Raw genomic sequence first — 12,330 nt, 5'->3', positions numbered from 1 at the left:
GGTCTATCCAGGGTGCCCTACCAAGTGTCCACTAAATCGGCGGGCGCCAGGAACAACCACGAACTTCGAGTCGGACTCAATCGTGCGAATGCGCCGGCATTCATACCAAATCCAGGCCGCCGACGCCGCGGCGCGGTGCGCCGGGCGCGCCCCGGTCAGGCATGATGGGACCCAAATGCGCGCTCCGATGCTCTTGCTGTGCCCGGTGGTCGGCGTGGCGACGCTGATGACGTCGTGCGTCCGGCCGGGCGACCATGTGGCCGGCCCGATCGTGTCCGTTCCGCGGTCCAGCGGGCCCGTGCAGCGGCTGGCCCAGCCCCAGCAGAAGGCCGCGGCCGGCCCGGTGGACCCCGACAGGCGCGTAGGCGCGATCTTCATCGACGGCGGCTCCGTGCACGTGTGCACGGGCTCGGTGGTGCATTCGACGGGCGGAAACCTGATGATCACCGCGGCGCACTGCCTGGCCGGCGCCTCCCAGATCACCTTCGTCCCGGGGTTGGCGGGTGATGCCCCGCCCGCCCCGGCCGACGTGTGGAAAGCCGACGCCGTCTACCTCGACCCTCGCTGGTCGGCCAGTAAGGATCCGCACGCGGACTACGCGATCGCGCGGGTGAGCAACGACGCCGCCGGGTCGGTCGAATCGCGGGTCGGCCTGGCCCTGACGCTGGGGTCCACGCCGCCAGCCGGCAGCCACGTCACGGTGCTGGGATACCCGGCCGGAGTGGGTGGCTCGCCGATCGGGTGTCAGGCCAGCACGTCGATCAATGACAGCGGGTTTCCCTCGTTGGCCTGCGAGGGGCTGGTGGACGGCACCAGCGGCGCGCCGTGGGTCAGCGGCACCACGCTCACGGGGCTGATCGGCGGTTTCGAGCGCGGCGGCTGCGCGCCGAGCGTGTCGTACTCTGCGCCGTTCGACGAACACGTCGCTCAGCTGCTGGCCCGGGCGAACGCCGGGGGGCCCGGCGACGCGGTGCCGAGCGACGTCCCGGACGCCTGCTAGCGGCGAAACTGGTTGAGTGCGCGGATCTTGTTCATCACGTCGAGCGCCGCCACCTTGTAGGCCTCGGAGAACGTCGGGTAGTTGAACACCGCGTCGACCAGGTACTCGACGGTGCCGCCGCAGCCCATCACCGCCTGGCCGATGTGCACCATCTCGGTGGCGCTGGTGCCGAAGATGTGGACGCCGAGCAGCCGCAGGTCCTCGGTGGACACCAGCAGCTTGAGCATGCCGTAGGAGTCGCCGGCGATCTGGCCGCGGGCGAGCTCACGGTAGCGGGCCACCCCGACCTCGTAGGGGATCGCATCCCTGGTCAGCTCGACCTCGGTCGCACCGACATAGGACACCTCCGGGATCGAGTAGATGCCGATCGGCTGCAGCTCGGTGATGCCGTCGGTCGGTTCCCCGAACGCGTGGTACGCGGCGATCCGGCCCTGTTCCATCGAGGTCGAGGCCAGCGCGGGGAAGCCGATCACATCGCCGACTGCGTAGATGTGGGGCACCTTGGTCTGGAACGTGTCGTCGACGAAGATCCGGCCGCGGTTGTCGCACTCGAGCTCGGCGTTGTGCAGGTCGAGGTGGTCGGTCTGTCCTTGGCGCCCAGCCGAATACATCACCGTCTCGGCGGGAATCTGTTTGCCGCTGGCCAGGGTGGTGACGGTGCCGGCGGAGCCGACGTCGACCGCGGTCACCTCCTCGCCGAAGCGGAAGGTGACGGCCAGGTCGCGCAGGTGGAACTTGAGCGCCTCGACGACTTCCGGGTCGCAGAAGTCGAGCATGTCGTTCCGCTTCTCCACGACGGTCACCTTGGTGCCCAGCGCGGCGAACATTGAGGCGTATTCGATCCCGATGACCCCGGCGCCCACCACCACCATCGACGCCGGGAGCGACTTGAGATCGAGGATGCCGTCGGAGTCCAGCACCCGCTCCTCGTCGAACTCGACTCCGGAGGGCCGGGCGGGGCGCGTCCCGGTGGCGATGACGATGTACTCGCCGCTGACGGTTACCTTTTCGCGGCGGGACGGGTCCTCGACGAGGATGGTGTGCGGGTCCAGGAAGCGGCCGTGACCGACCAGCAGGTCGATGCGGTTGCGCATCAGCTGGCTGCGCACCACGTCGATTTCCTTGCCGATCACATGCTGGGTGCGGGCCAACAGGTCGGCCGGCGTGATCCGCTCCTTCACCCGGTAGCTTGCGCCGTACAGCTCGCGCTGGTTCATCCCGGTCAGGTAAACGACCGCCTCGCGCAACGTCTTTGACGGGATGGTGCCGGTGTTGACGCAAACGCCGCCGAGCATCCGGCCTCGTTCGATGATCGCGACGGACTTCCCCAGCTTGGCCGAGGCAATGGCGGCCTTCTGGCCGCCGGGCCCGGAACCGATGACCACCATGTCGTACTCTTGCGCCGACTCCATGCGCTAAACAGTAAAGCAGCTGAACTCACAGTGCTGGGTTCATGCACAGGGCGGCGACCCGACCGGCTCGGGTGAGCACCGCCTGACGGTCGGCATCGTCAGCGTTGTGCCCATGACGACGCATCGACCTGACTTCCAACTGGGCCGCCCTGCAGCATTGATCGCTGCGCTACCCGCCGTTCTCGGCTTCGTGCCGGAGAATTCATTGATCCTGGTGTCCCTCGGGGACGGAGAGCTCGGGTCGGTGCTGCGGGTCGACCTCGGCGACGAACTGCCCTCCCGGATCGTTGATCTGGCCGAGATGGCCGCCGCCGCCGAGCCGGACGCTGCGATCGTGGTGATCGTCGACGCGGACGGCGCGCACTGCCCCGGCTGCAACGAGGAATACCGGCAGCTGTGCGACGAACTGGCCGAGGAGTTGTCGCAGCACGACATTCAGTTATGGGCCGCGCACGTGGTGGACCGGGTAGCCCGGGGTGGGCGCTGGCACTGTGTGGACAATTGCGGTTCGGGCGGTGTGATCGACGATCCGTCGTCGTCGCCGCTGGCCGCGGCGGCGGTACTGGACGGCAGGCGGCTCTACTCACGGCGCGCCGAACTCCAGGCCGTGATCGCGGTCGAGGACCCCGCTCGCAGCGCGGATCTGGCCGCCGCCCTGGAAGAAGAGGCGGCCAGGCGCCGGGTCGCGCAGCACGCCGATCCGGACCGGAGCCGCAGGCGCGACGTCGAGACCGCGATGGCAGCGGCATCCCGGGCGGCGGCTGGCGAGTCGCTGCCCGATGCCGACATCGCCGAGCTGGGCTGTGCGCTGCGCGACGGGGTGGTACGCGACATCCTCTACGCGCTGGCCGTCGGCGATTCGGCGGGCGAAGCGGAATCACTGTGGGCGCTGCTGGCGCGCCTGCTGCCGCCGCCCTGGCGGGTCGAGGCGCTGGCGTTGCTGGCTTTCAGCGCGTACGCCCGCGGGGACGGCCCGCTCGCCGGGGTGTCGCTGGACGCCGCGCTGCGGTGCGAGCCGGGCCACCGCATGGCGGGCATGCTGGACACGGCCTTGCAGTCGGGGCTGCGGCCCGAGCGCATCCGGGAGCTGGCGGCCACGGGCTACCGGCTGGCGAAGCGTGTCGGGGTGCGGCTGCCGCCGCGGCGGGCGTTCGGCCGCCGGGCGGGGTAGGGGAGGCCCAACGTGGGCCCCGGTCAGACCTTCTCGACTTTGACGGCGTGCGCCATCTCGTGGGGCAGGGTGACGTTCTCGTGACCCGGGATCACGATGGTCACGCCGCCACCGGTGGGGCTGGTCTCCACGCTCACCCGCGCGTTGGGCACGACGCCCGCGTCCTTGAGCCGGGTGATCAGGTCGATATCACCCTGCACGTGCTCGGTGAGTTGACGCACGACCACCGCGACCGGCGAGCCGGCGGGCAGCTCCGTCAACCGGACCAGGTTGTCGTCGTCGGAGCCGGATTTGGGTCCCACCCCGAGGTCCAGGAGGCCCGGGATCGGATTGCCGAACGGCGACGTGGTGGGGTTGTCGAGGACCTTCACCAGCCGTCGTTCCACATCCTCACTCATCACGTGCTCCCACCGGCAGGCCTCGGCGTGCACTTCCTCCCACGGCAGACCGATGACGTCGACGAGCAGTCTTTCGGCCAGGCGATGCTTGCGCATGACGGCGACGGCCAGCGCCCGGCCCTTGTCGGTGAGCTCCAGGTGGCGGTCGCCGGCCACGCGTAGCAGGCCGTCGCGCTCCATCCGGGACACGGTTTGACTCACGGTCGGACCGCTCTGGTCGAGGCGTTCGGCGATCCGGGCACGCAGCGGCGTCACGCCCTCTTCCTCGAGGTCGTAAATGGTCCGCAGGTACATCTCGGTGGTATCAACCAGCTCGTTCATCCCGCACCCTCCATTGACGCTGAGTCTACTTGGCCAGCTGCGCGAACGGATGCAACGCCTCCTTGGCGCGCAGTATGCCCGCCGCTGGAGCGGCGGGCATACTGTCGTCTTTCCTGGTTCGGGCCGGGGGCCTAGCTCGCGTACGAACGCAGCCGGTCGGCGCGCTCGCCGTTGCGCAGCTTAGACATCACGTCGCGCTCGATCTGGCGCACCCGCTCGCGGGACAGGCCGAACAGCTTGCCGATCTGGTCGAGCGTGCGCGGCTGCCCGTCGTCGAGACCGAAACGCAGCCGGATCACCTGGTGCTCACGCTCGTCGAGCGTGGCCAGCACACTGCGGATGTCGGTGTGCAACAGCTCGGCGATCACCGCGTTCTCCGCGGACATCGCCTCGGCGTCCTCGATGAAGTCACCCAGCGGGGCCTCTTCCTCGGAGCCGACGGGCATGTCCAGGCTTACCGGGTCGCGGCTGTGCTCGAGCAGGTCGTTGATCTTCTCGACCGGGATCCCCGATTCGGCGGCCAGTTCCTCGTCGGTCGCCTCGCGCCCCAGGTTCTGGTGCATCTCCCGCTTGATCCGCGCAAGCTTATTGACCTGCTCGACCAAGTGAACGGGCAGCCGGATCGTGCGGCTCTGGTCGGCCATGCCGCGGGTGATGGCCTGCCGGATCCACCACGTGGCGTACGTGGAGAACTTGAATCCCTTTGTGTAGTCGAACTTCTCCATCGCGCGGATGAGACCGAGGTTGCCCTCCTGGATCAGGTCCAGCAGCGGCATGCCGCGACCGGTGTAGCGCTTCGCCAGCGACACCACCAGGCGCAGGTTCGCCTCCAGCAGGTGACGGCGCGCCGCCTCGCCGTCGCGCACGACGGCCTCCAGCTCGCGTTTGCGGTTCTCGCCCAGGCGCTTACGGGTTTCGAGCAGGTGCTCGGCGTAGAGCCCCGCCTCGATGCGCTTGGCCAATTCGACCTCGCCTGCCGCGTTGAGCAACGCCGTCTTACCGATTCCGTTGAGATATACGCGCACTAAATCCGCTGCGGGGCTTTGAGCATCCAGATCGCCGTCAAACCTACTTGTGGTGGCGTTCGCCATAGCGACCTCCCGATCGGCTTGTAACTGTCATTGGGTATAACGACAGATCCGGCCTGAGAGTTCCCACCAATTTCTGATCTCACACGCCTTGACGTGCAGAGATGTGCCGGCGACCTGAGAAAGTCCTGAGAAGTGCGGCCGGCGAGTGCTCAGCGGAACGTCGGCCGCCGCCCAGTCAGCCCCGGTCGTCCGAGCGCCGGGGTGCGGCCTGCGGTTCGTACCGGGGATTTTCGAGCGCCAACCGTTCGGCCGTCGGGAAAAGCGGGGTGTGGCGCGGCACATCCTCGAACCGCCGCGGCTCGTCGGAGCGGCGGGGTGGCCGGTCATTGGCGATCAGCACGGCCATCCACGGCAGTGGCACCGACGCCGCGATGATCGCCAGCGAGATCAGCCCGTTGTGCCACGTCCCGTACGCCACGGCGGCCAGGATGAGCGCCGGGATGCGGAACGCCATCAAAGTCAGATATTTACGTACTCGGGCGCGGTGCTGCTCCTCGTAGGACACCGCGGCGGCGGTGATGAGCACCGGTCTGCCATCATCGTCGAACCCCAGGTCGGAGTCGCGCTTCATGACTCCACTCTTCCACACCGGATCGATTCCGGCTGTAGCGAATTTCGGGGCACAATGTCAGGCATGGACACCCAGACGCTCGAACGCACCGATACCGACGAACGCGTCGATAACGGGACGGGCAGCGACACCCCGAAGTTCTTCCATTACGTCAAGAAGGACAAGATCGCCGAGAGCGCGGTGATGGGCACCCACGTCGTCGCGCTCTGCGGTGAGGTCTTCCCGGTGACCAAGGCGGCCAAGCCGGGATCGCCGGTGTGCCCGGACTGCAAGAGGATCTACGAAAGCCTCAAGAAGGGCTGATCAGGCTGGCGGCTCGGCGGTCGCCACGCTGCACTCCGGGATTACGCGCTCGGGCGGGGGATCCTCCGCCCGGCGGCCGGGCGGCATCCGCGCCGCCAGCCACTTGCGTAGGCGGTGGGCGTGCGTCCGGGGTGCGGGGAATTCCTCCTGTATCGCCGCGTTGAGTTCGGCGCCCAGCATGATGGCGAACCCGCCGAAGAACGCGAAGAGCAGGAAAGCGATCGGCGTGGACAACGCGCCGTAGGTGTAACCGGTGCTGGTGATCCACCGCAGGTAGAAGCGCAGTCCGAGGGTGGCGATCACGAACACCGCCGCCGCGAGGACGGCCCCGAAAATGAGGCGATGCGATGGCAACGGTTCCGGCAGCGACACCCGGTACAAGACCATCACCCCGACCGTCAGCCCGAAGATGAGGGCGGGGTAGTAGCCGTAGCGCAGCACGTTGGCCAGCTCGACGGGGATGTGCTCGCCCACCTTGCGGGGGCCAGTGACCACCAGCGGGGCCGTCGTGACGACCAGCACCAGCATCACCACATAGAGGAACAGCGCGAACAGGCGCTGCCGTACCGGATGGCGTAGCGGGGTTTGATCATGAGCCTCGACGACGGAGTCGACGAACGCCGAAATGGCCGACGACCCGGCCCACAGGGAGATCAGGAATCCCAGCGACACCACCTCGCCGCGGGCGTGGCTGGCGATGTCGCGCACCGTCGGCTCGATGATCTCGGTGACCACGCTGCTGGAGAACACGCTGTGCGCCGTTGAGATCAGCTGGTGCTGGATGCTGGGCAGCATGTCCGGCCCGAACAGCGGGGCCACGTAGGCGAGGCTGCCCAGCATCCCCAGCAGAAGCGGAGGCAAAGACAGCGCAGACCAGAAACCGGCCTGCGCTGACTCCGAAAAAATCGAGTCGTCCCAGCTCTTTGCCAGAGTCCTCAAACTGATTCGCCAGACGTGATGGCGGGACGGCCTCGCGACCTGATCGCTCATACGTATCCAGCATTACCGATGACTGACCCCGTCACCCACATTGCCGACGGGCGAGTCCGGAACGAGCTAGCTTTCGCTGACCTCCAGGACGGCGGCAAGCGCGACCAGTTTGGCCTCGTGCTCGTTGGCGTGGTGCTGGCAGAAGAGAAGCTCGGCTCCAGAAGGCAGCTTGGCGCGGACACGGGCCGCGGCGCCGCAGCGATCGCAGCGGTCGGCGCGAGTTAGCTCGGGACTGGTCAGAGTTGCGTTCATGGCTTCTCCGTTCTTACGTTGATTCACTCTCTCAGACGTATGGCGTTTTCGCCTTGTTCCCCAACCGTTGTGGGGTGTGTCGTTTCTCACGAGGTGTTTGATACTCCCCCGGCGGGTTGTCTAGGGTCACCGGCTGTGATGCCGCCCCCGACATTGCTGGTCCACCTGTGCGGAGCCGACGACTGGTCTCGCGCCCGCGACCGCGGCGCCATCGACCCCGCGGCGACCGGCGACAGCTTCGTCCACCTGTCGACACCCCAGCAGGTCCACCTGCCCGCCAACCGCCTGTACCGCGGCCGCGTCGACCTCCTGCTCCTGCACGTGGACCCGGCAATGCTGAACTCGCCCGTGCGCTGGGAGCCGGGGGTTCCGACGGATCCCGAATCGATGCTGTTCCCGCATCTGTACGGGCCGCTGCCGGTGCGCGCCGTGGTCGCGGCCAACGCGTACCGGCCGCAGGCCGACGGCACGTTCGCGCCGCTGCGTCAGGCGACGTAGGCGTCCGCCTCGATCTTCACCAGCGGCCCCGGCTCGATGAGGCGGCCACGCCGACCATGGTGGCCGCCGGGCGCTAGTCCAGGTAGTCGCGCAGGACCTGCGAACGGCTCGGGTGGCGCAGCTTCGACATCGTCTTGGACTCGATCTGGCGGATCCGCTCGCGGGTCACGCCGTAGACCTGGCCGATCTCGTCCAGGGTGCGGGGCTGTCCGTCGGTGAGGCCGAAGCGCAGCCGCACCACGCCGGCCTCGCGCTCGGAGAGGGTCTCGAGCACCGACTGCAGCTGGTCCTGCAGCAGCGTGAAGGACACCGCGTCGACGGCCACCACGGCCTCGCTGTCCTCGATGAAGTCCCCGAGCTGGCTATCGCCCTCGTCGCCGATCGTCTGGTCCAGCGAGATCGGCTCGCGGGCGTACTGCTGGATCTCCAGCACCTTCTCGGGGGTGATGTCCATTTCCTTGGCCAGCTCTTCGGGCGTGGGCTCGCGGCCCAGGTCCTGCAGCAGCTCGCGCTGAATGCGGCCCAGCTTGTTGATCACCTCAACCATGTGCACCGGGATGCGGATGGTGCGGGCCTGGTCGGCCATCGCACGGGTGATCGCCTGGCGGATCCACCAGGTCGCGTAAGTGGAGAACTTGTAGCCCTTGGTGTAGTCGAATTTCTCGACCGCGCGGATCAGGCCCAGGTTCCCCTCCTGGATCAGGTCGAGGAAGGCCATGCCGCGGCCGGTGTACCGCTTGGCGAGCGAGACGACCAGCCGCAGGTTGGCTTCCAGCAGGTGGTTCTTGGCGCGGTCGCCGTCGCGGCAGATCCACATCATGTCGCGGCGCTGGGCGGCCGGCAGCTTGTCGCCGCGCTCGGCCATCTCGGACATCAGCTGCGTGGCGTACAGGCCGGCTTCGATCCGCTTGGCGAGCTCGACTTCTTCTTCGGCGTTGAGCAGCGCCACCTTGCCGATCTGCTTGAGGTAGGCGCGTACGGAGTCGGCCGAGGCGGTGAGTTCGGCGTCCTTGCGCGCCTGCCGCAGCGCCTCGGATTCGTCTTCGTCCCAGACGAAATCGCCGGAGGCCTTGTCCTTCTCGGTGGGCTCGGCAATCTCGTCGTCGTCGTCGGCGGGGGCCGGCCCGGCCGCCGCGGCGGGGGCGGTTCCCTCCTCGGCGTCGGCCGGGTCGACTTCGACGTCCTCGGACTCCGCGTCCTCGTCCAGGTCGTCCAGGCCGAGGTCCGTCGCGTCGATTTCGATGTCGTCGCCCTCGAGGTCGGGCTCTGCGTCGAGTTCCTCGACAGCGCCGTCGGTCCCCAGTTCAGCGTCGTCCCCGGCGCCCTTGTCCGCGGCCTTGGTCCCGCGGCCCGGCTTGCCGGCGGGGCCCTTGGCCGTTGCCGGCGGCTTCTTGGCGTCGCCGTCGGCTTCGGTCCCGGGCTTGGGGGCCCGGGGTGCGGCCTTGGCGGGGTGTTTCGCTGGGGCGGAGCCGTTGGGTGCCTTGGCGGGCGAAGCCGCCGACCTCTTAGACGGATCCTTGGTGGCATTGCGCTTCACCGGCTCTTCGGTTGCCGGGCTTGCCTTCGTCGCTGCCACTTAAACCCCTTCGTTTGGCCGCACTTTCGGTGGGTATGGGCATGGAGAACCGAAAGTGTGTGTATATGTCGGTCTTGGCTTTGGTATCAGCGTGGATGGTGCACGCTCTTGGTCTGGGCTAGGCGCTGGGGACCGCCGACGACCATTGTAACGACCGCAGGGGCTGGTACCGCCCTACCGGCGAGAATCAGTGCGTGACGTCGACGGTCGCGGCCATGGCCGCGCCCACGATTCCGGCCGTGTTCTGCAGCGCCGCGGCCACCACCGGGGTGCGGTTCAGTAGCAGCGGCACCCACTTGTCCGCCTTGCGGCTGATGCCCCCGCCGGCGATGAACAGGTCCGGCCAGATGGCGTTTTCGATGGCCACCAGCACCCGCGTCACCTGCGTGGCCCACTTCTCGTAGCTCCAGCCGTTGCGCTCCTTGACCGACGACGCGGCCCGTTGCTCGGCCTCCTTGCCGCCGACTTCGATGTGGCCGAATTCGGTGTTGGGTATCAGCGTGCCGTTGTGGATCACAGCGGAGCCGATGCCGGTGCCGAACGTTAGGAGCACGACGAGTCCGGACTGGTTCGCGCCCGCCCCGTAGCGCTCCTCGGCGAGCCCGGCCGCGTCGGCATCGTTGAGGATCGTGACCGGCTGGCCGTTCAGCTCGGCGCTGATGACGTCACGCGCGTTCGTCCCGATCCACGACTTGTCGACGTTGGCCGCCGTCTGCACCACGCCGTGGGTGACGACGCCGGGATAGGTCACCCCGAGGGGACCGGTCCACCCGAATTCGTTGACGACGGCGGCGATCGCCTTGGCGACCGCGGCCGGCGTGGCCGGCTGCGGCGTCAGCAGTTTGACCCGGTCGCCGACGAGCAGACCGGTGCTCAGGTCGACGATGCCGCCCTTGATGCCGCTGCCGCCGACGTCGATGCCGAACGCCTGGCGCTGCGGCGTGGCAACGCCCGCGTCGGCGCTGGGCGTGTCGGTGCTGGTCATCGAACCCCCTCGGCAAGACGTGGGCTGTCCGACCACCTTAGCGCCCACCGTGTCGCGGAAGGCGCCGTTGGGCGTGTCTGCGCGGTGGCTGCCGCTGTGATGCGATGGACGGGTGACGCGCCCGACTGAGGAACCTGCCGAGCCGGCCCGCCTGCGTTCGGTGGCCGAAACCCTGGCGGCCGAGGCCGCCGAATTCGTGCGGCACCGCCGGGCCGAGGTTTTCGGTGCCGGTGCGGGTGCGGCCTCCGGCGACGCGGTCCGCTCGAAGAGCACCCCGACCGACCCGGTGACCGTGGTGGACACCGAGGCCGAATGGCTGCTGCGCGATCGGCTGGCGGCGCTGCGGCCTGGCGACCCGATCCTCGGGGAGGAGGGCGGTGGGCCCGCCGATCGTGGGGCGACGTCCGACGGCGCGGTCACCTGGGTGCTCGACCCCATCGATGGCACAGTGAATTTCGTCTACGGCATCCCGGCCTACGCGGTGTCGGTCGGTGTCCAGGTCGACGGCGTGCCGGTCGCCGGCGCGGTCGCCGATGTGGTCGGCGGCCGCGTGTACTCGGCGGCGAAGGGGTTGGGCGCGCATGTCACCGACGAGCGGGGGTCGGAGCCGCTGCGCTGCTCCGACGCCGACGAGCTGTCAATGTCGTTGTTGGGCACGGGCTTCGGTTATTCGAAGGGACGCCGTGAAACGCAGGCGGCGTTGCTGGCGCGGATGCTGCCGGCGGTCCGCGACGTGCGCCGGATCGGTTCCGCGGCGCTGGATCTGTGCATGGTCGCCGCGGGACGCCTGGACGCCTACTACGAGCATGGGCTGCAGGTTTGGGACTGCGCCGCCGGAGCGGTGATCGCGGCCGAGGCGGGAGCCCGGGTGGTGCTGCCGGCCGAGGGCGGCCCGGGGGGCGCGTTGACGGTCGCGGCCGCCCCCGGCGTCGCCGACGAGCTGTTGGCGATCCTGGAACGGTTCAAGGGGCTGGACCCGATCCCGGACTGACTCCTCAGCAGCTGCTGGAGTGAATCCTGGCCAGCAGCGCAGGATCCGACGGTTCGGAGGCGCCGGGTTTGAGGGTGGCCAGGACCGCGTCGATGTCGTCGTTGTGCGCCAGTGCGGTGAACTCGGTGCCGACCGCGAAGTCGACGGTGTCGTCGGCGCGGTTGTCGTTGAACAATTCGGTGCACGGCGCCACCAGCCAGACGGCGGCGGCCGTGGCCTGGCCGGCCGTGCCGAACCGGATCTGCCCCTGGCAGGCCAGCCTCGTGCCGGCGTAGATCGGGTCGTTGGCGGCCGTCGGCTGCGCGAAGCCCAGGTCCTTCATGGCGCCGGCCACGTCGGCAGCCTGCCCGCCGCGCCCGCTGGCGTTCAGGACGCGCACCTTGGTGTCCGCGAGCTTGGCCGGGGCGACGTCGGCCATGGCGGTGCGTGACACCTGCTCGCCCAGCTGCGGCGGCGCGGGTCCCGCCGGCTGCGGCGGCGGGTTGCACACCACGGCCTCGTGGACCTTGGCCGGCCGGGTCAGCGCCGCGGTCCATGCCACACCCGTCGCGACGACCAGCAGGATCAGCACGATGATGGCGGGCCGGGCGTTGCGCCGCCGAAAGGGGCGACCATGCTTGTCGAAAGCGGTACCCTCGGTGATTTGTGCGACCACAGCTGCACTCTAGCTGGGCGCCAAACGCGCTGTTCAAAGCCGAACTCAGGGGCCGATCGGGTAGTGTGGCGCAAATCACACATGAACCGGTGGTGATCCGGGCACGAATCGTTTGG

General features: G+C 68.6%; 14 protein-coding genes. 5 read left to right on the top strand and 9 right to left on the bottom strand.

Annotation, left to right across the window (positions count from 1 at the left end; all coding sequences use genetic code 11):
* The first annotated feature begins 175 nt into the window (after positions 1-175).
* Entirely contained in the window at positions 176-1,000 is an 825-nt protein-coding gene (locus SKC42_RS07410; protein ID WP_330963662.1) for a trypsin-like serine peptidase, read from the top strand.
* On the opposite strand, the gene sthA is transcribed toward SKC42_RS07410, so the two are convergent.
* Positions 997-2,412, bottom strand: coding sequence for a Si-specific NAD(P)(+) transhydrogenase (gene sthA, locus SKC42_RS07405; RefSeq protein ID WP_330963661.1), 1,416 nt, complete (start codon positions 2,410-2,412; stop codon positions 997-999). The genes SKC42_RS07410 and sthA overlap by 4 nt on opposite strands.
* Positions 2,413-2,524: 112 nt before the next feature.
* On the opposite strand from sthA, the gene SKC42_RS07400 reads away from it, so the two are divergent.
* Positions 2,525-3,583 (top strand): DUF4192 domain-containing protein, encoded by a 1,059-nt coding sequence (locus SKC42_RS07400; protein ID WP_330963660.1) that lies wholly within the window; start codon positions 2,525-2,527, stop codon positions 3,581-3,583.
* Between the two features lie 23 nt (positions 3,584-3,606).
* On the opposite strand, the gene ideR is transcribed toward SKC42_RS07400, so the two are convergent.
* From ideR to SKC42_RS07385, 3 genes are all read right to left on the bottom strand, one after another.
* Positions 3,607-4,302, bottom strand: coding sequence for an iron-dependent transcriptional regulator IdeR (gene ideR, locus SKC42_RS07395; protein ID WP_330963659.1), 696 nt, complete (start codon positions 4,300-4,302; stop codon positions 3,607-3,609).
* Positions 4,303-4,433: 131 nt separating this feature from the next.
* Entirely contained in the window at positions 4,434-5,393 is a 960-nt protein-coding gene (gene sigB / locus SKC42_RS07390) for a sigma-70 family RNA polymerase sigma factor SigB (protein WP_330963658.1), read from the bottom strand.
* 175 nt (positions 5,394-5,568) lie between these two features.
* A complete protein-coding gene (locus SKC42_RS07385; RefSeq protein ID WP_442932032.1) occupies positions 5,569-5,982 on the bottom strand; it encodes a DUF3099 domain-containing protein in 414 nt (137 codons plus the stop codon).
* 45 nt (positions 5,983-6,027) lie between these two features.
* Here SKC42_RS07385 and SKC42_RS07380 point away from each other — a divergent pair, with 45 nt between their 5' ends.
* The gene (locus SKC42_RS07380; protein WP_330963656.1) at positions 6,028-6,267 is read left to right on the top strand and encodes a DUF3039 domain-containing protein; all 240 of its coding nucleotides are present in this window, start codon (positions 6,028-6,030) and stop codon (positions 6,265-6,267) included.
* Here the strand turns inward: SKC42_RS07380 and SKC42_RS07375 are convergent, their stop codons facing one another.
* The gene (locus SKC42_RS07375) at positions 6,268-7,257 is read right to left on the bottom strand and encodes a YihY/virulence factor BrkB family protein (protein WP_442932031.1); all 990 of its coding nucleotides are present in this window, start codon (positions 7,255-7,257) and stop codon (positions 6,268-6,270) included.
* Positions 7,258-7,323: 66 nt separating this feature from the next.
* Positions 7,324-7,509 carry a DUF7455 domain-containing protein gene (locus tag SKC42_RS07370; RefSeq protein WP_330963655.1) on the bottom strand — a complete coding sequence of 62 codons (186 nt, stop codon included), beginning with the start codon at positions 7,507-7,509 and terminating at the stop codon, positions 7,324-7,326.
* A 138-nt stretch (positions 7,510-7,647) separates the two neighbouring features.
* On the opposite strand from SKC42_RS07370, the gene SKC42_RS07365 reads away from it, so the two are divergent.
* Positions 7,648-8,007 (top strand): DUF952 domain-containing protein, encoded by a 360-nt coding sequence (locus tag SKC42_RS07365; RefSeq protein WP_330963881.1) that lies wholly within the window; start codon positions 7,648-7,650, stop codon positions 8,005-8,007.
* A 73-nt stretch (positions 8,008-8,080) separates the two neighbouring features.
* Here the strand turns inward: SKC42_RS07365 and SKC42_RS07360 are convergent, their stop codons facing one another.
* On the bottom strand, positions 8,081-9,583 hold the full coding sequence (locus SKC42_RS07360) for an RNA polymerase sigma factor (RefSeq protein ID WP_330963654.1): 1,503 nt from the start codon (positions 9,581-9,583) through the stop codon (positions 8,081-8,083).
* Positions 9,584-9,770: 187 nt separating this feature from the next.
* On the bottom strand, positions 9,771-10,568 hold the full coding sequence (gene ppgK / locus SKC42_RS07355) for a polyphosphate--glucose phosphotransferase (protein WP_330963653.1): 798 nt from the start codon (positions 10,566-10,568) through the stop codon (positions 9,771-9,773).
* Between the two features lie 112 nt (positions 10,569-10,680).
* Between ppgK and SKC42_RS07350 the strand changes: the two genes are divergently transcribed.
* Complete coding sequence (locus tag SKC42_RS07350; protein WP_330963652.1) at positions 10,681-11,559, top strand: inositol monophosphatase family protein; 879 nt, start codon at positions 10,681-10,683, stop codon at positions 11,557-11,559.
* Between the two features lie 4 nt (positions 11,560-11,563).
* On the opposite strand, the gene cei is transcribed toward SKC42_RS07350, so the two are convergent.
* Positions 11,564-12,214, bottom strand: a complete 651-nt coding sequence (cei, locus tag SKC42_RS07345) for an envelope integrity protein Cei (protein ID WP_330963651.1) — start codon at positions 12,212-12,214, stop codon at positions 11,564-11,566.
* Positions 12,215-12,330 lie beyond the last annotated feature (116 nt).

It is taken from the genome of Mycobacterium sp. 050134, assembly GCF_036409085.1.
Lineage (GTDB): Bacteria > Actinomycetota > Actinomycetes > Mycobacteriales > Mycobacteriaceae > Mycobacterium.
This window is presented reverse-complemented; position numbering and strand designations above follow the sequence as displayed.

Bases quoted from the DNA above. Each gene is read 5' to 3' on its own strand.
- sigB (WP_330963658.1), bottom strand. From the start codon at position 5,393: ATGGCGAACGCCACCACAAGTAGGTTTGACGGCGATCTGGATGCTCAA.
- SKC42_RS07375 (WP_442932031.1), bottom strand. From the start codon at position 7,257: ATGAGCGATCAGGTCGCGAGGCCGTCCCGCCATCACGTCTGGCGAATC.
- SKC42_RS07370 (WP_330963655.1), bottom strand. From the start codon at position 7,509: ATGAACGCAACTCTGACCAGTCCCGAGCTAACTCGCGCCGACCGCTGC.
- SKC42_RS07400 (WP_330963660.1), top strand. From the start codon at position 2,525: ATGACGACGCATCGACCTGACTTCCAACTGGGCCGCCCTGCAGCATTG.
- ideR (WP_330963659.1), bottom strand. From the start codon at position 4,302: ATGAACGAGCTGGTTGATACCACCGAGATGTACCTGCGGACCATTTAC.
- SKC42_RS07380 (WP_330963656.1), top strand. From the start codon at position 6,028: ATGGACACCCAGACGCTCGAACGCACCGATACCGACGAACGCGTCGAT.
- SKC42_RS07410 (WP_330963662.1), top strand. From the start codon at position 176: ATGCGCGCTCCGATGCTCTTGCTGTGCCCGGTGGTCGGCGTGGCGACG.
- SKC42_RS07365 (WP_330963881.1), top strand. From the start codon at position 7,648: ATGCCGCCCCCGACATTGCTGGTCCACCTGTGCGGAGCCGACGACTGG.
- sthA (WP_330963661.1), bottom strand. From the start codon at position 2,412: ATGGAGTCGGCGCAAGAGTACGACATGGTGGTCATCGGTTCCGGGCCC.
- ppgK (WP_330963653.1), bottom strand. From the start codon at position 10,568: ATGACCAGCACCGACACGCCCAGCGCCGACGCGGGCGTTGCCACGCCG.